This window comes from Spirosoma gilvum (assembly GCF_054776815.1).
Genome location: NZ_BAAHBH010000005.1, coordinates 553,363 through 576,012, shown reverse-complemented (window position 1 = coordinate 576,012; position 22,650 = coordinate 553,363). Strand labels below are relative to the sequence as shown.

Below are 22,650 nucleotides of genomic sequence, written 5' to 3'. Positions count from 1 at the left end.
AATCAGAAGCAGGTCAAGATTCACTGGCAGTTCACGGTGGACAAAGCCAGAGATACCATGAACAGCCAGTATGTGAAGGTCAATCCTGAAAACCTAAAATACAAGAAAACTTAGTTTACAGTGTACTTAGTACACTGTAAACTAAGTTTTCTTGTATTTTTCTGTCATTCCGACGGAGGAGGAATCTTCGGATGAGTCTAGTTTTTCTCCTTTACCCGAAGATTCCTCCTCCGTCGGAATGACAGAAAACTTACATTACACTGTACTGAGTAGGAGCCGATCAAAAAAATCTTCTGAGAACGAGGAGTCAATAGGGGGAATCGGCCCTTGTAACGGCTTTTCGGGGTCAGTGCGAACGATTTGAAAACCCGAAAAAACTAAGCTATGTCAGCCAGTCACTCCGTCCTAAGTCAAAATGTTGCGCCTGTAACCTGTAACTGCCTGTTGTTCAAGAGGCTGGTTACTACGCTTCTCTAATCAACAATAGTCTGTTTGTCAAAAGTTTTGTCATGAAAAACGCTGCACATGAACCCGCAACCGACACCCGTCGCGAATTCATCAAAAAAACACTAGTCGGCACTGTTGCGCTGTCGGCAGGGGGCGTACTGCCGGGGTTTAGTGCCCAAAGTTATGGGCGAATTCTGGGAGCCAACGAGAAAGTCCGCGTTGGAATGATGGGTGTCAATAGCCGCGGGCTGGCTTTGTCTAGCAATTTTGCGCTACAACCCAACTGCGAAGTGGCCACCATTTGCGACGTTGACACGCGAGCTGCCGAAAAAGCCATTACAACCGTAGCTGGACTCCAGTCAGGCAAACCAAAAAACGAGCCCGATTTTCGAAAAGCTCTTGAAGACAAAGATATAGATGCGCTGGTGATTGCGGCTCCCGATCACTGGCACGCTCCAGCCGCTATTCTGGCATCAAAAGCAGGCAAGCACGTTTATCTCGAAAAACCCTGTAGCCATAATCCTCATGAGGGTGAATTGCTGGTAGCTGTAGCGGCAAAGCATAAAAACGTAATCCAGATGGGCAACCAGCGCCGATCCTGGCCCAATGTTAAGCTGGCGATTCAGGACGTTCAGAATGGCGCCATCGGTCGGCCTTATTTTGCCAAAGGCTGGTACACCAACAACCGTGCTACCATCGGTATTGGTAAGCAGCAGGCCGTTCCTTCCTGGCTGAACTACGATCTATGGCAAGGCCCGGCACCGCGACGTCCGTATAAAGACAATGTCATTCATTACAACTGGCACTGGTTCTGGCACTGGGGTACGGGCGAAGCCCTGAACAACGGCACCCACATGCTCGATCTGATGCGCTGGGGGCTGGGTGTTGAGTACCCCAATAAAGTGGTGTCGCTGGGTGGTCGTTACCGGTACAAAGATGACTGGGAAACGCCCGATACGCAGGTAATCAGCCTTACATTCGACAACAACACGGCCATGACCTGGGAAGGGCGCAGCTGCAATGGGCGCACGGTTGAAGGTAGCGATGTCGGCGTTACGTTTTATGGTGAAAAAGGGTCGCTAGTATATGGAGGTGGCAATGCCTATAAAATCTTCGACCTCGACAACAAACTGGTGAAAGAAGTAAAAAACGACCTGCCGATTGATCCACGTAATAAAATGAATCCGTCGCAGGCGCTCGATGCTACCCATCTTCAAAACTTCGTTGATGGTATTAAAAAAGGCGCTCCCCTTGCATCGGGCATTGTTGGTGGCCATCAAAGTACGTTGCTGTGTCAGTTAGGCAATATTGCCCTAAGGTCGGGTGGAACGCTGGAAATCGACTCAAAGAATGGGCATATTCTGAATAACAAAGCCGCTCAGAAATTCTGGCAGCGCGACTACGAGAAAGGGTGGGAGCCGACGATTTAAAATTGGTCATTGATGGTCATTTGTTGTCATTCATTGCTATTGATAACCGTTCGTCGTGCTTTACATTACCCGGTTAGGAAGGAATGACAACGAATGACAGCCGAAGGCTAAATAAACTGTAATTTAAGTTTTCTGTCATTCCGACGAAGGAGGAATCTTCGGGTAAGGGAGAAAAACTAGACTCATCCGAAGATTCCTCCTTCGTCGGAATGACAGAAAAATACAAGAAAACTTAGTTTACACTGTACTAATGACAACGAATTACTAGTAATAACTCAACAAGCAAATGGCAACGTTAAGCATTGAGGCTGGTGTACTCAGCAAACGGGAAACAACGATTTCGATCTTTCTGGTCGGGCTGATGTTTTTCATCTTTGGGTTTATTTCGTGGGTCAATTCTATTTTGATTCCCTATTTCAAAATCGCTTGCGAACTGACTAGTTTTCAGGCGTATCTGGTCGCGTTTGCGTTCTACATTGCTTACTTTATCATGTCGGTACCGGCGTCGTATCTGCTCAGAGTTGTCGGCTTCAAAAAGGGAATGATGGTTGGGTTCTGGGCAATGGCGCTGGGGGCCTTCATTTTCGTACCGGCCGCTATGACCCGGACCTACGGTATTTTCCTGATGGGGTTGTTTACGATTGGCATTGGCTTAGCTATTCTGCAAACGGCTACCAATCCGTATATCACCATCCTGGGGCCCAAAGAGCGGGCTGCCCAACGAATCAGTATGATGGGTATCTGCAACAAAGCGGCTGGTATTCTGTCTCCCCTGATTTTTGCGGCTGTTATCCTTCGCCCAACCGATACCGATTTATTTGCCCAGCTCAATACCATGAGTCCGTCTGAACGGGGAGCCGCCCTCGACGAGCTGGTTCGGCGGGTTATCACACCCTATTCTATCCTGGGCACATTCCTGTTTGTGTTGGGTTATCTGGTTTACCGGTCGCCTTTACCCGAAATCGACACCGAACACGAGGATGCCGAAATAGCTACTGCCAATGCCGGAAAGTCCAGCATCCTTCAATTCCCACACCTGATTTTGGGGGCTGTCGCTATTTTCCTGCACGTAGGGTCGCAGGTCATCGCTATCGACACCATAATCGGGTACGCCAACTCCATGGGTATCGACCTCCTGAAAGCTAAAACGTTTCCGTCGTATACGCTTAGCTGTACCATCTGCGGTTACCTGATTGGCATCATTACCATTCCCCGGTTTATTAGTCAGGTCAATGCGCTGCGCTTCTGCACATTACTTGGTATGACATTTTCCTTGCTTATCATTTTTACGCATGGCACTGTCACGTTTCTAGGGCATACCGCCGATATTTCGATCTGGTTTGTCGTGCTGCTAGGACTGGCCAATTCCCTGGTATGGGCGGGTATCTGGCCACTAGCGCTCGACGGATTAGGGCGCTTTACCAAAATTGGCGCATCTATTATGATTATGGGCTTATGCGGAAACGCCATCATGCCCGTTGTCTACGGCTATTTTGCTGATAAATTCGATGTTCGTACAGCCTATTGGGTGCTTTTACCCTGCTACCTGTATTTGGTTTATTATGCCGTGTATGGCCACAAAATCAAACGCTGGAGCTTTTAATAAATGAATAATGTACAATGGAAAATGAATAATGGAAAACGAATAATGTACAATGAATAATGGAGATGGTTTCACGTTTTACATTATCCATTGTACATTATTCGTTTTCCATTACAAAAACCATGCGCTATAAATTAACCAATGGAACCATCCTGACACCTTTCCGGGCTATTCCAAACGGAACCCTGGTCATAGAAAGCGGAGTCATTCTGGGTGTTCATGAGCGATCGGTCGACGTACCCCAGGCTATCGAAATTGATGCAAAAGGACAGTTTATAGCACCGGGTTTTATTGACATTCATGTGCATGGTGGGGGTGGTTTCGACTTCATGGATGGTACCGAAGAAGCCTTTCTGCGCATTGCCGAATTGCACGCCCAATACGGAACGACTACACTGGTTCCTACGACACTTACTGCCGAACTCGACGATCTGTTACAAACGCTGGACGCTTTTGAGTCGGCAAATCGGGTCAATACCAAAGGATCAGCAATGCTGGGCGTGCATCTGGAAGGTCCGTATTTCGCCCTAAGCCAACGGGGAGCACAGGACCCGCGCTACATACGAAACCCCAACCCTGCGGAATACGAACGTATTCTGAGTCATTCATCATCGATTGTGCGTTGGAGTGCGGCTCCTGAGTTGGAAGGGGCTATTGCCTTTGGCCAACGACTAAGGCAGAAAGGCATCCTGGCAGCCATTGCCCATACCGATGCGCTCTATGATGATGTCCTGATCGCCTACGAAAATGGATATTCGCTGGTTACGCACTTATACTCAGCCATGTCGGGTGTTACCCGCCGGAATGCCTTTCGGTATGCAGGTGTCATTGAAAGCGCACTGTTGCTCGACCTGGACGTTGAGCTGATTGGCGATGGCATTCATTTGCCCGCTCCGTTACTCAAACTAGTCTACAAAGTAAAAGGCCCCGACCGGATTGCCCTGATCACCGATGCCATGCGAGCCGCTGGTATGCCCGAAGGGGAAAGCACGTTAGGTTCGCTTAAAAATGGCCTGGCCGTACTTGTTGAAGACGGCGTTGCCAAATTGCCCGACCGAACGGCTTTTGCGGGCAGTGTGGCCACTACGAATCAACTGGTCAGAAATATGGTGAAGCTGGCCGAGGTATCGGTGCTGGATGCCGTTCGAATGGCAAGCACCACACCCGCCCGCATCATGGGCATCGATTCCCGAAAAGGGTCGCTGGTAGCCGGTAAAGATGCCGATATTGTCCTGTTCGATAACGACTTTACCGTCAATGCCACGTTCGTTCAGGGAAAACCTATCTTTTCTAATCCTAACATCTTTATGCAAACGCAGCATCCGGTTCACTAACGGAAGCCTGTCCCCTTTTTTATTCCCGTATGACTACTCACGATTCGTTACTCCGCTCATTCAAGGTCGATCAACTGAAGGTAAGCCTCTATAAAAACCGGCAAGCGCTGGGAGAAAATGCAGCTATCGCGGCAGCAACAGCCATTCGTTCGTTACTGGAAAAACAACCCATTGTCAATATTGTGTTTGCCGCAGCCCCTTCGCAGAATGAGTTTCTGGATGCTTTGGCTATACAACCCGACATTGCCTGGAACCGTATCAATGCCTTTCATATGGATGAGTATGTCGGACTATCTGACAATGCTCCCCAACGATTTGCTAATTACCTGAAAAATCAACTGTTCGATAAGGTACCGCTGAAGGCCATTTACTACATCGACGGTAACAACGATCCTGTAGAAGAATGTGCCCGCTACGAAGCCTTGCTGAATGAGTTTCCGACCGATATAGTATGTATGGGTATTGGCGAGAACTGCCATATCGCCTTCAACGATCCGCACGTAGCCGATTTCAACGATCCAGTGCTGATCAAAAAAATAGACCTTGATCTGACCAGCCGCATGCAGCAGGTTCACGACGGTTGTTTTGCTTCGTTGGAGCAGGTTCCTGAATATGCACTTACGCTGACAATTCCGGCACTGGTTAAAGCACCTATGGTATTTTGTATGGTACCCGCTGCCCACAAAGCGGAAGCCATTTACCACACACTCACCGACACGATTCAGGAACCGTATCCATCAACGATTTTACGGCAACATGCGAATGCCAGTCTGTTTATTGACCAGGATAGCGCCCAAAAATGGCTGTCCAGCGAGGTGTCGTGACTATTGATTAAGCCAAAGTTTTGACTGATTACCCAACTGTACCTTAATGCCCGGATCGTAGGTTACTTTTTGGGCATGTACTTCGGTATTATCAGGAATGCTCACGATATGTTTTAGCTGTAAGGCATCGGCACTCGTCGGAACCCGGTTGCCCGACCAGACGCTGGGATCGGTCCAAATTCCCGCTTTTACGGTAAACATCATGCCTGCGCTGATCACCGTATAGCTGTCCTGGACACAGCTTTTGCTGTCACGCACCACGTAGGTGGCTGAGGTGCCCGGCGTAGGTGTGATGGTGATCGAACGGGTTGTTGCTGAAAAAGTCCCATCGGCAGGATTGCTCCATTGGTAATCGCTGATATATGAAGCGGTAAGTGTAGTTGATTGACCGACTGGGACCGATATAGTTTGTGTTCGGTCTACATCTTTCATGACCGTAAACTGATCACCGATGAAATAGGTGCCCCCGTTGGGTTGAATAAATTTGGCATCGAGTCGGTTATCTTCTACTTCGAAATAAAGAGCGCCACCTGGCGTTCGCTGAGTCGAAGCCATCACCGGATGTGGATTTAGGGCTGGGTTATACCCTAACGCTCCGGCTGAACCCGCTAGGACATAGACCGTTCCCTGCTTCTTTTTCGCCGATGTGTTTTTATAAGCGCATGAATTCGAAGAGCCATCATAACGCCCAGACCCTCGATCTTCAGGATAAATATAGGCCGACTGATTGGCGGTAAAATCGCTCATAGGGCCGTATTGATCATGAAGCGGATAGGAGCGTTCATAATCGTGGCTATGACCCATCAGAACCATATCGACACCAAATCGTTCGAGAATCGGGGCAATACGCTGACGGATAGCAACCAGATCGGCTTCAGTTTCGGAATTATGGCTTCCCTGGGTGTAGGGCGGGAAATGCATATAGACGATTTTCCACTTTTGATTGGTGGCCGCTAAATCCTGTTTCAACCAGATGGCCTGTGGGTGATTGGTTGTATCGCTATAGAAACGAATGTCGTTTCCAGCCACATTACGGGTACCAAATCCATCGAGCATTACAAAATGAATAGGCCCGTAATCAAACGAATACCACTCTTTAGTGCCTGAAGGGGTTCCGCCACTTTCAGCATTGGTTGGTAGGCTGAATATGGAAAAGTAAGGAATATTGTGTGAGGCCGCCAGGGTTAAGTTGTTGCTGTAGTCGTGATTGCCCGGCACGGAATACAGCATAGTATTCTTCATGAGGCTGGTTTGGTAGGGAGCAAAAAAATTCACCTGATAGGCCGCATCATCACCATCGTATGAGTTGTCGCCCATAAGCATCCATAAATCGGTCGGTGTAGCTCCCCGAAAATTCAGGAACGCATCCCGAACGTTTGATTGATTGTTGGCGGGGTTCATGCCACAATCGCCAAACGAAATCACCCGAATCTTTCGCCGGGTTGTCGTAGACGGGGCCGTCAGGAAATAATTGTCTGTGCCTTGCTGTAACACCTGACCGGTGGTGCCAACGCTATAAAAATACTGCGTGTCGCTGGTCAGGCCCGTTAATTTGATCTCATGTTCGGTGGTACTGCCCGGCTCAGTTGCGCTATGGGTAAGGCTACCCGCCGAAAGCCCGTACATGACCTGCCCAACGGTAGGAACGTCGGTTCGCCAACGGATCGAAACACTCGTTTGCGAACCGAGCTGCAAATAAGGACCTCGTGTAATGGACTGCGCTTGTACTGACGTATAAATCAGACACAACCAGACGCCTAAACCTATTCTCATAGCCAACCGTTGGAGCCGCCATACTGACAGACTGCTCCTGAAATTCTTCACTAGACTGTTAATAAATCAGGTTGGAAGGGTGTTAGATAGGCTAATTCGTAGGTTACTTCAACGCTACATAAACGAACTCATGGCCGACTCATTGGCCAGTTCTTCGGCGTGTTCTTTGCCCAGATATTGGTCAATGAAATAGTGCGCCACATACAGGATGGGGGTCAGCACAACAGCCGAAGTGGCTTTGTAAATATAATTAATAATTCCTACTGCCAGCACCTGCGTTAACGACCAGTTGCCGAAAATATAAAAGGCAATACCAAGGACAACAAACGAGTCGACGAGCTGCGATACCAGTGTGGAGCCCGTGGCCCGGAGCCAGATTTTACGGCTTCCCGTTATGCGCCGGAGTGAATGGAACACATACACATCCAGAATCTGACCAATTAGAAAGGCCGTCAACGAACCGATGATGATGCCCAGCCCCTGCCGGAAAATCATCTGGAAAGCATTGTTGATATTGATCGCGTTCCCCGCAGCATCCTTCGCATTGACGTCGAGCCAGAACTGGGCCGGGGGCAGCGTTGTGACGACATAAATAATCAGGAAGCTGTACCCGATAAAGCCCGCTGTCAGGAACGAAATTCGCCGAACACCCGCTTTGCCAAAGTACTCATTGATGATATCAGACGTGATGAATACAAACGGCCAGATAACCGCACCGGCAGTCAGATTGAAATCCAGAATAAAGTCGCCGAACAAGTGAATCTGTGCCGGTTTTGTACCCAGTAACGTTTCGACAGAAAAAATTTTAACGCCAATGATTTCGGCTACCAACGCATTGGTCAGAAAAATTGCACTCAAAAATATGTATAGATTCGTGCGTTTATTTGTAAATGAGTAGGAAGGGGAAGGCATAGAGCTAGTCGTTAGTCCGTAATCGTTGGGTGAGAGTTGGTTGGAGCAATGGCAAGATACATCACGATTGGTGGATGGCTATCGACGGAGAATTAATTTTTTCGCTTATACACATCGGCTACAGACGTTGGCTCATACTGACTGGCTAATGCCGGAATGCGCTGGAATAGCTTTTCAACCACTTTTTCGCGGTCGACAATATAATCGGGTGGATCTTTTCGGAAATGGTCGAATACATTGATGACGGCCTCGTAGTTATCAAGGTTTTTGAGGTCATACTTAGCCAAATCCCAGTTTAGATAGGGTGTTGCCAGCCGATTGTATCGGTAGGCACTCAGGTCTTCGCCGATGATAAGTACGTGTTGATTCCGAATATCGCCAGGCAGGGGGGAGGCCTGTACCTGTAAACTGCTCAACCGACCCAGCTCGGCCCCCGGAATCAACCCGAGAGCACCCTGATAAAAGAGCAGGAGAACCAGCAAAAACGCAGTCAGAAACGTAAGTTCGGCCAGCCATACCCGACGGATACCTTCAAAATAATAATAGGTGAAATAGGCCATCGGCGGCACAAAGCTTATAAAAACCATAGGAGCCAGAAAGGGCATCAGACCAATCGTTAAGAAGGCAATGACAAACCAGAGCGCCATGATCTGCTGGATTCGCTGTTGAAAATTGACATAGCGGTTACCTCGGTTCAACAACGTCAAAAAGCCCAGAATGCCTAATCCCAATGGAATCAGCAGGGAGGCCAGCAGCGATTGGAAATCGGATAGTGAATATTGACGAACCCGAAATACCGATGCCAGCAAGTTTCGATTAAAATCGTCCAGACTGTCGTAGAGATAGTAAAATAGTACGGTCGCGGCAATCGGAAACAAGAAGCCAAAAAACGACAAGGAGTACTGCCGGAACGATGCCCCCGTATAAAACAGCAGCGATAACATGGTCCAGATAATGAACAGAGCCGATGGCAGGTAAAATAAAGCGGCAATACCGACATAAAAACCAACTTCAAATACTTCGTCGGTAACCCCTCGGCGATCCATCTGCCGGGTAAGGGTACCAAATGCCAGTAATAAAAAACTGGTCGACATCAGTACCGGTGACAGCGTCAGGCAATCGTAGGATATATGCATGAACAGCATATAAATAAGACCCGGCCAGAACGTCCGATCCGGGTAAAGGTCGCGGTTGTTGCAGAGGTAATTGAAATAAACGATCTGGAACACCGAAACCAGTAAAGCGGCTGCATGAAGGGCCATAGTTGATCGGCCAAACAGGCTATCGAGCCCCCAGTACACCAGCGCCGATAGGGGACTGACACTATCCCAGATGTCGCGATACAGCAAATCTCCCTGATTGATCTGTTCCCCGATAATCATCCAGTTCAGTTCGGGCGTTAACAGGGGAAACGAATTCAGCAGGAGCGGCAATCGGATCAGAACCAGCAGTCCCAGCAAACTGACGTACAGGTAGGAAAAATATGATTGAAAAAAACGAAGCAAAGTAAATACCAGTTTACAGTTTACAGTGGCTGACGCACCATCATGTATAGTGACAGCAACAATTGCATCAGCTTACCGTAGCGACGGCCCAGCGAAAACTGCAAATCGTAAACTGACACCTGATGTAAAATTACAGTCAATTTCGGCAGAATGGAAAAATGGGTGGATATTTGCAAAATAGATTAAGCACCAGGTACTATGGAATCGAAAAGACAGCAGAAGGTAGCCCGGCAGATTCAGAAGGATTTAAGCGAAATTTTTCAACGCGAAGTGCCGCATTTGTTCAATGGAGCGTTTATTACCGTTACGAATGTGCGCGTTTCGCCCGATTTGAGCGTGGCTCGCATCTATCTGAGTTTTCTGGCCACGAAGAATAAAGCTCTTTTGCTGGAAACCATCCAGGAGAAAGGCAAAGTGATTCGGCAGCACCTCGGCGACCGGGTCCGGCATCAGCTCCGCATCGTCCCCGAGTTGAATTTCTTTATTGACGATACGGCCGAATACGCCGATAAGATGGACAAACTCTTCGCCGGACTCGACATTCCCCCAGCACCGGAAGAAGATGAAGAGTGAACGAATTTTGAATGAGTGAATAGCTGACACAACAATTATTCACTCATTCACTCATTCAAAATTGAAAAATGAACCTCCCCACCTGGATTGCCCGTCGGTATTTTTTCTCTCGCAAAAAACGCAGTTTTATTAGCTGGTTGTCCATTATGTCGATGCTCGGGGTGGGGATTGGCACGATGGCGCTGGTGGTTGTGCTGTCGGTGTTTAACGGGATGGAAGAATTGAATCGGCAGATTTTTAAGTCGTTCGAGGCCGATATGACCATTTCGCCGAAGCAGGGCAAGCGATTTATGGCTCCCCCTGCCTTGATGGCAGCGTTGCATAAGGTGCCGGGCGTTTATCTGCTATCGTCCATAGCGCAGGATAATGCACTGGCGCGGTATGCCAACGCCCAGACCGTTATCCGACTAAAAGGTGTCGATGAGAACTACCTGCAACGGCAACAGCTCGACTCTGCTTTGCTTGAAGGACGGTTACTGCTCCACAAGGATGGCGCTAATTATGCCATTGTGGCTGAGGGTGTTCGTCATGATCTGAGCATTTCGCCGGTCGATATTCTGACGCCCCTGGAAGTCCTCTACCCAAAGAGTGGGCAAACACTGAGCGTACTCAATCCAGATGCGTTCAGCCGGGAACGACTTACCGTTTCGGGCGTCTTTTTTATTGAGTCGCGTTACGACAACTTTGTGCTGGCTCCGTTGTCCGTTGCCCGTGAGCTATTCGGATATGCTCCTAATGAGGTAACCAGCCTTGAAATTCAGCTACAGCCAGGTACAAACGAGCAGACGGCTAAACAGGCTCTCCAAACCGTTTTAGACAAATTTGCGTCGGGCAATAGCCTGATGGTGCAAAGCCGCGACGACCTGAACGTTGACCTTTACCGGGCTATCTACGTCGAAAAACTGTTCGTTGCCATTACCCTGTCGTTTATTATTCTGGTGGCTTCGATCAACATTTTCTTTTCGTTATCGATGCTGGTCATTGAGAAAAAAGCTGATATCCGGATTCTGTTTGCCTTAGGAGCTACCAAGACCATGGTCCGGCGCATTTTCCTGACCGAGGGAGCTATCATTGCGTTAACAGGTGCCGTTGGCGGATTGATTTTGGGTGTGTTGCTCTGCCTGGCGCAGGAGCGCTACGGACTGGTGGGTATGGGTTTGATCGATTCAATCGTCGATGCCTACCCGGTACATCTTCAATGGGGCGATATAGCCCTGACAGGTGTTCTTGTTGTTCTGATTACGATATTAACTTCCTGGTTTCCAGCCCAGCGAGCGGCTAATGTGGAATAAGTATTTGGTTTACGTCAGCCCACCGTAACGACGGCCCGGCGTAAACCAACTACCATAAACTTATTCAACGCTTGTTCCCTTATCAATTGTAATCACATATGCTTTGCCACCTTCGCGTTCGATGGCTTCGGCTACGCGCTCAGGCTCGTTGGGCGCGTAGGCAAACATACAACCGCCCCCACCTGAACCATTAATTTTGCCACCCAACGCACCCGCTTTGAGCGAGGCATCCAGCATTCGGTCTATTTTTGGGGTGCTGATTCGTTGCGCTTCCCGAAGGTTCGTCTGGTGGTCGGTGAGTAGTTTGCCAAAACGGACATGATCCAGCTCATCTTCGTCTTGTAAAACCGTTAAGGCTTCCCGAAGGATGTCGCGGTTCGACAGATTCCCTTTCAGTAGCATGTAGTCGTCTTTACTCAGAAAGTCCTTGAATTCACCTACTTCGGTAATCTCGAAATCGGTTAGTGAAAACGCCTGGTTGATCGATTTGAGTTTTTGAATGATGTCGAGCATCCCCATTTTCACCCGTTTCAGGATACCAATAGTATCTTTTGGCTCCTGCGAATCGCCGAGAACAAATGTGCCTAATGAAGGGTGGAGCTTTTCCAGATGGATCTTCGGTTGTGATTCCAGATAGATCACATCGCCCACGGCGGTTGAGTAATGATCCATCATGCCGCCCGGTTCGCCAAATTCCAGCACTTCGGCCACGTAGGCAAGTTCGGCCAGGCGTTCCTGCGAAAGCTGCCGGGGTTGATCGGCCAGTTGAGTCAACACGTTGAGCCAGGTAACCAGCAGAGCCGATGAACTGGATGTACCCGAATTGATCGGGATATTGCCCCGTACTTCGCCTTCAATCCCTTTCGAAAAGGTAAACCCTTCGCGCAATAACACGTTCACCCCCGACCGGAAATAATCGCGGATCTGCGGATAGGTGAGTGGCTGACCATCGAACGGAATATCAATCGATGACTGGATGTCGGGCAGCTCCAGTCGGAATCCCAACTGGGGCGTTGTATGCGCTGACACCTGAATCCGACGCGAAATAGCGGCTGCTATGACGGGTAGCCCTAAATAGTCCTGATGTTCGCCAAAGAGGCAGATACGCCCAGGAGTGGATGCTGTAATCGCCATTACCAGCTCGTTTTCTTATAGCCTACTGTGGCATAATAAAGGATGAAAGTAAATAGTGGCAGCAGCAGCGCATAGGCCAGTTTAGGACTGATATGGTCAAATAGATAGCCATGTAGCGGAGGAAGTACAGCGCCACCGGCAATAGCCATAATCAGTAAAGCAGAACCAATTTTGGTAAATTTCCCCAACCGGTTCAGAGCCAGTGGCCAGATGGCTGGCCAGGCTGGAGCAATGGCAAAACCAAGTAGGGCAATGCAAAGGATAGAGGTAAACCCATCGGTAACTAAAGCCCCAACCGTCAGAATCAAGGCCAGAATCATTCCAAATCGAAGCGCATTTTGTTGTGAAATCCAGCGCGGAATTGCTACAATACCAAGGAGATAACCGGCTAGCAGGCCATAGAGTGTATACTCCGTAAAATACTTGGCTTCGTCGTTGCCAAAGCCAATAGCCTTGCCATAGTTAATAATGGTATCGCCCGAAATAACCTCAGCGCCAACATAGCAGAACAAGGCGATTACGCCCAGAACCAGGTTTGGAAACTGCCATACGCTCGTGTGAGCGGTCGCATCAGACGGTGAATCCTCCTGCTCTTCTGATACTTCCGGCAAACTTGACAGACGGATTAATCCAGCCAGCAGAATCAGAACACCCGTTAGAACCAGATAGGGAGTTACTACTTTTTCAAGGCTCTGTGGGCCCACAGCTACACTGGTTCCGGTGAGCAGTAACCCGCCAAATACCCGCTGGCTGATAATACCCGCCATTTTGTTGGCGATTCCCATAAAACTAATACGCTGGGCGGCACTCTCGCGGGGACCAAGGATGGTGGCGTATGGGTTCGAAGCTGTCTGCAAAACCGTCAGGCCAACGCCAATCAGAAACAGGCCGACCAGAAACAGCGGGTAGGAAAACGCACGGGCGGCCGGTACGAAAACCAGCGTTCCAACGGCCATAATCAATAAACCCAGCGACATGCCATTCTTGAAACCAGTGCGTTTGAGCACAGCCGATGATGGAATGGCCATCAGCGTATAAGAAATGAAAAAGGCAGAGGCTACCAGACTCGAAGCCACTGTACTGAGGTTAAAGGCCTGTTTGAAAAAGGCCATCAACACGCTATTGGTCCATGTTACGAAGCCAAAAACGAAAAAAAGAGCCCCAATGATGAGCAGAGGACCCGTATAATTCTGGGTTTTAGAAGGTGCCTGAACCAAGATTTCTATAGGTTTTAAGGATGCAGGATTTTATTTCCACGAAATGAATTCCAATGTTAACAAAATCCTGCCAATCTTTTCAATCCTGTAGCCATCCCGGCTTAGAAATTGTCAGTAAGTCCGAAAATGGGTTTGTTGGTTTTCCATTTGCCACGGGTGAAATCGGGTATTTCGACCGATTTGCTGCCACCGGCTATACTCTGCTCTGATAACGGGCTAATGGCGCTCCAGACGGCGGCATCGTACACGTCGATAGGCGGGGGTGTTTTGGTTTTCACCGATTCGATAAACGCCCGAAGTACAAAGAAGTCGATACCGCCGTGGCCTGCGTTTTCGGCAGTTTGCGTATGTCGCTTCCATAGGGGGTGATCATATTTGTCCTGATAAGCCGCAAAGGGCTCCCAGTTGTGGGGCTTCGGGCTTGTGCCTTCCAGATAAATCATATCGTTATCGTCCATCCAGATGCCTTGTGTGCCCTGCGCCCGGAAACCCAGCGAGTAGGGGCGGGGGGAGTTGGTATCATGGATGATAACGATGTTCTCGCCATTGGCGCACTGGACCATGGTGGTTACCACATCGCCCAGTTTGAAGTTGACTTTCGCGTTTGGGTGATCAGCACCGCCTTTATCGACAACGTATTTGTGCAGCCCCCGGCTTTTGGTTGCCATTGACGTCAGACGGACAAACTGATTTCCCCGATTGATATTGAGCCAATGTGCTACAGGGCCGAGACCATGTGTAGGGTAGAGGTCGCCGTTTCGATCTACCGAATGCTGGGTACGCCAATGCGCTTCCGAATAGCCTTTTGCGCCAAATTCAGCACCGACGCCACCAATGGATTTTCCATCGTTGAATTTAATATTGCGCAGGTCGTGCTGATAGCCACAGTGTGCGTAGAGCATTTCGCCAAACATCCCCTGTCGAATCATATTGAGCACGGCCAGTACATCACGCCGGTAACATACATTCTCCAGAATCATGCAATGAGAACCCGTTTTTTCGAATGTATCGACCAGATCCCACGACTCTTTTAGTGTAACCGTTGCCGAAACTTCTACCCCCGCATATTTGCCCGCTTTCATGGTCGCAACCGCCATCGGAACGTGCCATTCCCAGGGGGTAGCAATCACAACCCCGTCGATATCGTCACGTTTGAGCATATCGCGGAACGCTTCTCTGCCCTTGTCATAAACGGCGGGTTCTTTGCGCCCTGCTTTGGCGATCATGGCTTTGGTGCGGCTGATCGCTTCCGGGTCAGGATCGCTGATGGCCGTTATATCCACATCATCGCGAAACAAAGCCTGGGCTACGTGACTACGACCTCGGGCACCAACACCAATGAAGGCTAACCGAACTCTGGGATCGGCAGGTTTGGCACCGGTAAGAATAGTTGGAAAAACGGATGCGGCCGTTCCGGTAAGGGTCGCTGCTCGAATAAACTGACGTCGGTTAGGGTTTTGCATGCTAGTGTGTTGCAAATGTCGGTTAACAACCCAAAGAAAAACGTTTTAGTCTAAAAACCATATCTAACGTTCACTTAATCAGAAATTCCACCAAACTGTCCGAGGATAGGACGCATTCAGCACTACAGGTTCGCCAATGTGCGGGGTCGTTACATCCATACCCTGCTGCTCTGCTTTTTTGAGAAGTCGCTGAATCGGCTCATTCCAGGCATGCATAGCCAGTGAAAACTTGGCCCAGTGAACCGGCAGAATGGTACGGGCACGCAAATCCTGGGCGGCTGTGACGATCTCTTCGGGAAACATATGAATATTCGGCCAGTCCCGCCCATATTGCCCACATTCCAGAATCGCCAGGTCGAACGGCCCGAATTTATCGCCAATCTCCTGAAAGTGTTTTCCATAGCCCGAATCACCCCCCACAAACAGATTATAGCCATGAAGTTTCAGTACGAAGCTGGTCCAGAGTGTTCGACCCCGTGCGAAGCTTCGACCCGAAAAGTGCCGGGCAGGCGTAGCCGTTAGCTCAATGTCAGGTGCAACGGATTGACGTTCCCACCAGTCAAATTCAGCGATCTGATCGGGTTTGGCACCCCAGCTTTCGAGGTGAGCCCCTACACCCAGCGCCGTATAAATTTTCTTAACCTTCGGAATCAGTTTGCTAACGGTGAGGTAATCCAGGTGATCGTAGTGGTCGTGAGTCAGAATCAGATAATCGATGGACGGCATATCGTCGACCCCATACGCATCTGAACCTGGGTACGATTTACCAAAAAACGACACAGGAGATGCATTACCGCTAAAAACCGGGTCGACCAGAATGCTAACGCCCTTCGATTTGATCAAATACGATGAGTGCCCAAACCAGACAATGGTAGGCTTTTCATCAGCTAAGGTTTTTAAATCCGTTCTGACAGTGGGTATTGGGCGAGGGGGAACGTTGTTTTTTGGCTTGTTCAGATTTTCCCACATTACTGCCATATAGGATGCGCCTTCGCGCAGGGTAGGTGTCAACTCCAGATTCTGAAAGGCACCGTCGCGGTAGTTTGGCGATTGTTTGATTCGTTCAAGTCGGGCATCGGCGGGGTCGCTGCCAAACGGACTTTGTTGCATGAAAATGACGGTGGAGGCTACTAAACCAAGGACAATCAGGGTGAAAACTAACATGGTAGTTCGTAAACGTTTCATGGAGACAAAACGGGTAGGTCCTGATTGAGGTTCCCATCATTGTAAAGGGAATGGATAAGAGGGAACAATACCGGATGGGTGGGTGTTATGCTCTTGAAACGGTGCAATGGTTGTTCGATTTGTTTTGTTTAATATTTATCAATAAACGTTGAACAAAAATTGCCCGGAGCTGGTTAGTCAGCTATCAACTGCATACGAAAGAACGTCCTGGCTACACGTTCTGCTGTCTGCCTGTGTTGTACACATACTTTGTAACGACAGGTTGATTGAAAGTTTTTCGATTGGTCTTTTTATGGAAAATTCCAACATAGATGTTCCCGGAACGGACATCGCCAGGGTGAATACTCCCCGAGTGGCTGTATTTCGGAAAGAACATTTCAATGCGGCTCATCGTCTGAACAACCCAAACTGGTCGGATGAGAAAAACGCTCGGGTGTATGGCAAATGCAACAATCCGCATTTTCATGGTCATAACTACGATCTGATTGTCCAGGTAACCGGGCCGATCGACCCCGAAACGGGTTATGTTATTGATATGAAATACCTCGGCGACCTGATGAACCAGCATGTGATCAGTCGCTTCGACCATAAGAATCTTAACCTCGATACCGAAGAGTTTGCGGACCTGAATCCATCGGCCGAGAACATTGCCATTGTCATTTATACCATTTTACGTCCTTATCTGAGCGACAGCTTAGACCTTAAAATCAGATTGTATGAAACTGAACGGAACTTCGTCGAGTACCCCGTCTAATGGCCGGACTGTAGAGGACATCCATCAAAACGGTCATAGTTTTAACGGGCACCAGCACGACGAATTACTGGATGAGATTGGTGATGCGCACGGTGCTGCGGCCATTGATACGCCGATGCGCCCCGATGCGTTCGCACTGGACGACGACTTTAAAATCGATCTGATAGAGGAGCATTTCCGGGAAATTATGAACATCCTGGGCCTTGACCTGACCGACGACAGTCTGAAAGGATCGCCCCGGCGTGTGGCCAAAATGTACATAAAAGAAGTGTTCAGCGGCCTGAACCCAGCTAACAAACCTGACGTGACCTTATTCGACAATAAGTTCCGGTACAACGAAATGCTGGTCGAGAAAGATATTACCGTTCAGACCTACTGCGAACACCATTTCGTGCCCATCATTGGCAAAGCGCATGTAGCGTATATATCGAGTGGTAAGGTGATCGGGCTGTCGAAACTGAATCGGATTGTGGAGTACTTCTGCAAACGCCCTCAAGTGCAGGAACGGCTGACGGTTCAGATTGCCGATGAACTTAAACGGGTACTGAAAACGGATGATGTCGCTGTGATCATCGATGCCAAGCACCTCTGCGTATCGACGCGGGGCGTACGCGACGTGAACAGCTCGACGGTCACCTCATCGTATAGCGGTAAGTTTGCAGACGAAGTTACCCGGCAGGAGTTGCTCCGCATTGTAACCCAGCCTAGTGTGACGATTTAACGTAACGCGGCTGGAAAGCCGTGAAGCCGAAGGTTTATAGGTAGCAGCAATTAGTGCTTTACCCTGTAAGCCTTCGGCTTCACGGCTTTCCAGCCGCGTTACTATTAAACAATTGGTCCTACACGTTCCAGCAGCGCTTTAGATTTGCGGATGCCGTCGTATTCTTCCAGGGTATTGCCTTCATATTCAATGCCAACAATGCCTTTGAAGCCGCTACTTTTCACGATTTTCATGATGCGGTTGTAATCCGTTTCGACGCAGTTGCCGCTGGCATCGAAGTTGTAAAACTTGGCCGATACGCCTTTGGCAAATGGCATCATTTCCTGCGTACCCTTATAGCGGTCGTATTCTTCGATGCAGGCAAAATCTTTACCGGGGCTGTGCTTCAGGCAGAAATTGCCGAAGTCAGGTAAGGTGCCTACGTTTTTCATATTCACCTGCTTCATCACGTTCGCAATCCATTCGCCATTGGACGAGTAGCCGCCGTGATTCTCAACGATAACGTTAATATTCATCGTTTTAGCGAATTCGCCTAGTTTACTCAGACTATCGATGGCTCCTTTAGCCACCTCTTCGGCAGTACCTTGTCCGGCTGCGTTGACCCGGATGGTTTTACAGCCCAGATATTTGGCGCATTCGACCCATTTATGGTGATTTTCAATCGCTTTGGCTCGTTCGGCGGCATCGGTAGCGCCCAGATTGCCTTCCCCATCGATCATAATGAGGTGGTTGGTAATGCCGTTGTCTTTGCAGCGCGTTAGGAGGTCGTTAAGGTACGTTTTGTCCTGTGCTTTGTCTTTAAAGAACTGGTTAACATACTCTACAATGCTGATGTCGAATTCTTTACGAGCGATGGCCGGAAAATCCAGATTGGTGATCTTCTTGCCAAACAACGCTTTATGGAGTGACCATTCGGCCAGTGAAATATCGAAAAACATCTTTTTGGCAGGCGCTTCGGCAAAGGCAGCAGGCAAAACAGCCATACCAGCCAGAGAGCCAGCCGCTTGTTTCAGAAATGAACGACGATTAGTGGTCATCACGCAATAGGTTTTACAGGTTGATTTGGCGGTATTGAACCGCTTTCTGTGCCGAAAAAGCAAGATGTCGCGCGGAAATACTTGTTATAGATTATTTGTTTACGATGGCTTATAACAAACAACCCACATAGCTTACCTATGTGGGTTGTTTGTTATAAAACTAACAGGAAAGCGGCCTATCGGTTCATCGAAATCAGGAACTCTTCGTTGGTACGGGTTCCTTTCATGCGTTCGAGCAGGAAGTCCATCGTTTCCATGGGGTTCATGTCGGCCATGTGCTTACGCAGAATCCAGACACGCTGTAAGGTTTCTTTGTCCAGCAGCAGGTCTTCCCGGCGGGTTCCCGATGACAGTACGTCAACGGCTGGGTAAACCCGTTTGTTGGCAAGTTTCCGGTCGAGTTGAAGTTCCATGTTACCTGTGCCTTTAAATTCTTCGAAAATTACCTCGTCCATTTTCGAACCTGTGTCGATCAGGGCTGTGGCAATGATAGTCAGTGAACCGCCGTTCTCAACATTCCGGGCTGCGCCGAAGAATCGCTTCGGACGGTGTAGGGCATTGGCATCCACACCCCCCGACAGGATTTTACCCGACGAAGGTACTACCGTGTTGTATGCACGGGCCAGACGAGTGATGGAGTCGAGCAGAATAACCACGTCGTGACCACATTCGACCATCCGTTTTGCTTTTTCCAGCACCATGCTCGACACTTTCACGTGCCGGTCAGCCTGTTCATCGAAAGTTGACGAAATGACCTCGGCGTTGACGCTACGAGCCATGTCGGTCACCTCTTCCGGGCGTTCGTCAATCAGCAGGACAATCAGGTAGATCTCGGGGTGGTTTTTCGTAATGGCGTTGGCGATTTCTTTCAGCAGGACGGTTTTACCCGTTTTAGGCTGAGCCACAATCATACCGCGCTGACCTTTTCCGATTGGCGCAAATAAGTCCAGTACCCGCGATGAATAGTTTTCGGGCCGGGTGCTCAACCGAATGTGTTCTTCCGGGAACAGAGGGGTCAGGTATTCGAATGGAATACGATCTCGAATCTCTTCCGTTGTTTTACCGTTTACGGTCGATACACGCAGGAGAGCAAAGTATTTTTCTCCTTCTTTGGGCGGACGAATGGCTCCCCGAACGGTGTCACCGGTTTTCAGACCAAACAGCTTGATTTGCGAAGGCGATACATAAATATCATCAGGGCTGGCCAGGTAGTTGTAATCAGCCGAGCGGAGGAAACCATAGCCACCGTCGGACATGATTTCCAGTACACCCTCGTTATCGATAATCCCATCGAATTCCCGAATGTGCTGATTGTACTGACGACGGATGCGGTTCTGATATTCCTGCGCTTCGCGGCTAGGCTGATTAAGCTGCGCCTGAGTATGCTGACCCGGATCGACCGGCAGATTTGGGTCGGGCTGTATATCAGTGGTCATTTCTGCCGAGCCAGGCGCTGAATCGCTAACCGAAACTTCAGGCTCTCCGGCCGATTGCATATTGGGTGCCGTATCTTCCGTTACAACGGTTGGTGTCAGGAAATCGTCTTCAGCCGACCCTCCGTAATTAAGAGTCAACTCATCGGTAGCCATCCGTTGGGTCCGTGGACGGGGTTCCCGACGCTGATTGTTATCTCTGGGATTGCTCGTACCCGATCCGCCTTCAGTACGATCGCGGTTGGCGTCGAACCGTTGGCGATTGTCCCGTTGCCATTCGGGGCGGCCATTGCGTGGCTGATTTTGGTCCTGGCGTCCGTTCCGGTCCCGGTCGTTGCGGGGTGTAGTCTGCCGGAACGACCGATCTGATGCGTTTCCGCCTTCGTCGCCTTCGCGTCGGCTTTCCATCCGATTTTTTCCCTGCTGATTGAACTGGCCATTGCGTGGACCCGAGTCCCGGTTATCGCGTTGCGGTCGAGACGATTGTGATGGTTCGGCGGTCGGCTCTGCCGACGTACTTTCTGGTTCAGGTGCCGGTGTTGGCGCTACGTTTTCAACAACTGGTATCGATGGTGCGCTTTCGGTCGCTTCGATGGGGGGCGTACTCGATTGTGCAGTATCCGGACGTTCACGCCGAGCTCGTTGACGGGGTTGCGTAGTCGGCTCATTAACGGGCGTAGGCTCTACCGGCTGGGTTTCTGTAACAGGTGTTACTTCAGCAGTAGCAGCTTCAGCTACAGGCTTCTGGCGACGGCCACGTTTAGGCGCTTCAGTTGGAGCAGCTACGGCCTCAGTTTCAGCTTGACCGGGTTGTTCCGACTGTTGTTTTATGATTTCGTAAACCAGTTTTTCTTTGGTGTATTTAGAAATATTACGAATACCGAATTGCTCGGCAATGGGGTGAAGTTCCTCGCGGGACTTCTTGTCTAATTCTTCTTTCTTGAACATAAAGGTCAGGTAATAAACCTTAAAAGAACCGCCTGCGCGGTGATGATGGAACCTGGGGATTGTTGATAGTAAGAAACCGCTTTAGTGATAGGCGAGTTAAGAGACCCATATGGGCTGCGTGGGGCAATAGATTAATCAAGTTAACCTCAACCGATTTATTTACTTATGTACTGGAACAGAATTTAATCTAATTTATAAAACTTGGGATGGTTTGCCGATTCCAACTATAACCGTCTGGGGAGGCCAGATGAGATGATTATGAAAACGTTTGGAAAATGGCGGTTCGCCGTGACGATGATCTGCCGTTGCTATGAGTTCTTGTTAAACCCCTATCTACCGACTCGTGATGGTAGCAAAGGTAATAGTTTGTTGCAGTCTTGTCAAGAGAACGTTATTTCAAATGAAATGTTTCCTTTTTACATAAAAAAATGAGTTTCTACGAATACGTCCGATTCAATAAATCTGTTGCGTAGGATGCATTAATTGTACGATTGAAAACTGAGGAAAGTTGACAATGGCGAAGAGTTAGAAGCAGTGATTGTGTTGATTCAATAATCAACTTCCCGCTTAGTGTTCGCTGATCGTTGCTAATGCGATAGAAATATACGGATTTCAGTAATTTGTCAGTACGTAATTCGGTAGATTGGTAAAAAGATTTTTTCAAAATTTCGTGGCCGGTTGCGTCGAACAGAATAAAAGTCAGCTCACCTGGGAGCGACGAGCGAATCAAAACCTGCTCCTTGGCCGGATTTGGAAACACCCAACTGGCATATGCTGTTGGGGTTGTAACAGCCAATAATGGGTTGACTATCACCGTGGTTTGCGCTTTACTGACACAGCCATCTGCAGAGCTGACTGCGACTGTATACGTACCTGACTGGCCGGCCTTCGCTGCCGGAATAACCGGGTTTTGTACAGATGAGGTAAAATTAACAGGGCCTGTCTAGCCATAACTGATTCCTCCCGTAGCCATAAGCTGAATGGACTGATTTTCGAAGTAAGGGCCTGTATTAGTTGCTCCGGCTGTTGGCAGTGGAAATACCGCCAGACTTACAGATGCTGTTT

18 protein-coding genes are annotated in these 22,650 nt (G+C 49.1%); 8 read left to right on the top strand and 10 right to left on the bottom strand.

Features of this window, described 5'->3' with window-relative positions; genetic code table 11:
- The first annotated feature begins 509 nt into the window (after positions 1 to 509).
- The 4 genes from ACYVFD_RS16495 to ACYVFD_RS16480 all read left to right on the top strand — a co-directional run bounded on the left by ACYVFD_RS16495 (position 510) and on the right by ACYVFD_RS16480 (position 5,638).
- Positions 510 to 1,877, top strand: coding sequence for a Gfo/Idh/MocA family protein (locus ACYVFD_RS16495; RefSeq protein ID WP_461091343.1), 1,368 nt, complete (start codon positions 510 to 512; stop codon positions 1,875 to 1,877).
- A 286-nt stretch (positions 1,878 to 2,163) separates the two neighbouring features.
- Positions 2,164 to 3,480, top strand: coding sequence for a sugar MFS transporter (locus ACYVFD_RS16490; protein ID WP_461091342.1), 1,317 nt, complete (start codon positions 2,164 to 2,166; stop codon positions 3,478 to 3,480).
- A gap of 122 nt (positions 3,481 to 3,602) precedes the next feature.
- Positions 3,603 to 4,814: an N-acetylglucosamine-6-phosphate deacetylase gene (nagA, locus tag ACYVFD_RS16485; protein WP_461091341.1), complete on the top strand. Its 1,212-nt coding sequence runs from the start codon at positions 3,603 to 3,605 to the stop codon at positions 4,812 to 4,814.
- A gap of 29 nt (positions 4,815 to 4,843) precedes the next feature.
- The gene (locus ACYVFD_RS16480; protein WP_461091340.1) at positions 4,844 to 5,638 is read left to right on the top strand and encodes a 6-phosphogluconolactonase; all 795 of its coding nucleotides are present in this window, start codon (positions 4,844 to 4,846) and stop codon (positions 5,636 to 5,638) included.
- Here ACYVFD_RS16480 and ACYVFD_RS16475 read toward each other — a convergent pair whose 3' ends face one another.
- From ACYVFD_RS16475 to ACYVFD_RS16465, 3 genes are all read right to left on the bottom strand, one after another.
- On the bottom strand, positions 5,639 to 7,411 hold the full coding sequence (locus tag ACYVFD_RS16475) for a purple acid phosphatase family protein (protein WP_461091339.1): 1,773 nt from the start codon (positions 7,409 to 7,411) through the stop codon (positions 5,639 to 5,641).
- Between the two features lie 114 nt (positions 7,412 to 7,525).
- The gene (locus tag ACYVFD_RS16470) at positions 7,526 to 8,323 is read right to left on the bottom strand and encodes a queuosine precursor transporter (RefSeq protein ID WP_461091338.1); all 798 of its coding nucleotides are present in this window, start codon (positions 8,321 to 8,323) and stop codon (positions 7,526 to 7,528) included.
- A gap of 92 nt (positions 8,324 to 8,415) precedes the next feature.
- Positions 8,416 to 9,828 carry a hypothetical protein gene (locus tag ACYVFD_RS16465; RefSeq protein ID WP_461091337.1) on the bottom strand — a complete coding sequence of 471 codons (1,413 nt, stop codon included), beginning with the start codon at positions 9,826 to 9,828 and terminating at the stop codon, positions 8,416 to 8,418.
- A gap of 198 nt (positions 9,829 to 10,026) precedes the next feature.
- Between ACYVFD_RS16465 and rbfA the strand changes: the two genes are divergently transcribed.
- Together rbfA and ACYVFD_RS16455 are read left to right on the top strand one after the other, a co-directional pair.
- Positions 10,027 to 10,401, top strand: a complete 375-nt coding sequence (rbfA, locus tag ACYVFD_RS16460) for a 30S ribosome-binding factor RbfA (RefSeq protein WP_461091336.1) — start codon at positions 10,027 to 10,029, stop codon at positions 10,399 to 10,401.
- A 68-nt stretch (positions 10,402 to 10,469) separates the two neighbouring features.
- Positions 10,470 to 11,693 (top strand): ABC transporter permease, encoded by a 1,224-nt coding sequence (locus tag ACYVFD_RS16455; RefSeq protein ID WP_461091335.1) that lies wholly within the window; start codon positions 10,470 to 10,472, stop codon positions 11,691 to 11,693.
- Positions 11,694 to 11,753: 60 nt separating this feature from the next.
- On the opposite strand, the gene ACYVFD_RS16450 is transcribed toward ACYVFD_RS16455, so the two are convergent.
- The 4 genes from ACYVFD_RS16450 to ACYVFD_RS16435 all read right to left on the bottom strand — a co-directional run bounded on the left by ACYVFD_RS16450 (position 11,754) and on the right by ACYVFD_RS16435 (position 16,692).
- On the bottom strand, positions 11,754 to 12,827 hold the full coding sequence (locus tag ACYVFD_RS16450; RefSeq protein ID WP_461091334.1) for a mevalonate kinase family protein: 1,074 nt from the start codon (positions 12,825 to 12,827) through the stop codon (positions 11,754 to 11,756).
- Positions 12,827 to 14,044 (bottom strand): sugar MFS transporter, encoded by a 1,218-nt coding sequence (locus tag ACYVFD_RS16445; protein WP_461091333.1) that lies wholly within the window; start codon positions 14,042 to 14,044, stop codon positions 12,827 to 12,829. Before ACYVFD_RS16445 ends, ACYVFD_RS16450 begins: the two co-directional genes overlap by 1 nt.
- 101 nt (positions 14,045 to 14,145) lie before the next feature.
- Positions 14,146 to 15,507 (bottom strand): Gfo/Idh/MocA family protein, encoded by a 1,362-nt coding sequence (locus ACYVFD_RS16440; protein WP_461091332.1) that lies wholly within the window; start codon positions 15,505 to 15,507, stop codon positions 14,146 to 14,148.
- Positions 15,508 to 15,585: 78 nt separating this feature from the next.
- On the bottom strand, positions 15,586 to 16,692 hold the full coding sequence (locus ACYVFD_RS16435; RefSeq protein WP_461091331.1) for an MBL fold metallo-hydrolase: 1,107 nt from the start codon (positions 16,690 to 16,692) through the stop codon (positions 15,586 to 15,588).
- A 292-nt stretch (positions 16,693 to 16,984) separates the two neighbouring features.
- Between ACYVFD_RS16435 and ACYVFD_RS16430 the strand changes: the two genes are divergently transcribed.
- Positions 16,985 to 17,446, top strand: coding sequence for a 6-pyruvoyl trahydropterin synthase family protein (locus tag ACYVFD_RS16430; RefSeq protein ID WP_461091330.1), 462 nt, complete (start codon positions 16,985 to 16,987; stop codon positions 17,444 to 17,446).
- The gene (gene folE, locus ACYVFD_RS16425) at positions 17,409 to 18,167 is read left to right on the top strand and encodes a GTP cyclohydrolase I FolE (protein WP_461091329.1); all 759 of its coding nucleotides are present in this window, start codon (positions 17,409 to 17,411) and stop codon (positions 18,165 to 18,167) included. The genes ACYVFD_RS16430 and folE overlap by 38 nt, the downstream gene beginning before the upstream one ends.
- A gap of 104 nt (positions 18,168 to 18,271) precedes the next feature.
- On the opposite strand, the gene ACYVFD_RS16420 is transcribed toward folE, so the two are convergent.
- From ACYVFD_RS16420 to ACYVFD_RS16410, 3 genes are all read right to left on the bottom strand, one after another.
- Positions 18,272 to 19,204 (bottom strand): sugar phosphate isomerase/epimerase family protein, encoded by a 933-nt coding sequence (locus tag ACYVFD_RS16420; RefSeq protein ID WP_461091328.1) that lies wholly within the window; start codon positions 19,202 to 19,204, stop codon positions 18,272 to 18,274.
- A 176-nt stretch (positions 19,205 to 19,380) separates the two neighbouring features.
- Positions 19,381 to 21,585 (bottom strand): transcription termination factor Rho, encoded by a 2,205-nt coding sequence (gene rho / locus ACYVFD_RS16415; RefSeq protein ID WP_461091327.1) that lies wholly within the window; start codon positions 21,583 to 21,585, stop codon positions 19,381 to 19,383.
- A 436-nt stretch (positions 21,586 to 22,021) separates the two neighbouring features.
- Positions 22,022 to 22,345 (bottom strand): T9SS type A sorting domain-containing protein, encoded by a 324-nt coding sequence (locus ACYVFD_RS16410; protein ID WP_461091350.1) that lies wholly within the window; start codon positions 22,343 to 22,345, stop codon positions 22,022 to 22,024.
- Positions 22,346 to 22,650: the final 305 nt, after the last annotated feature.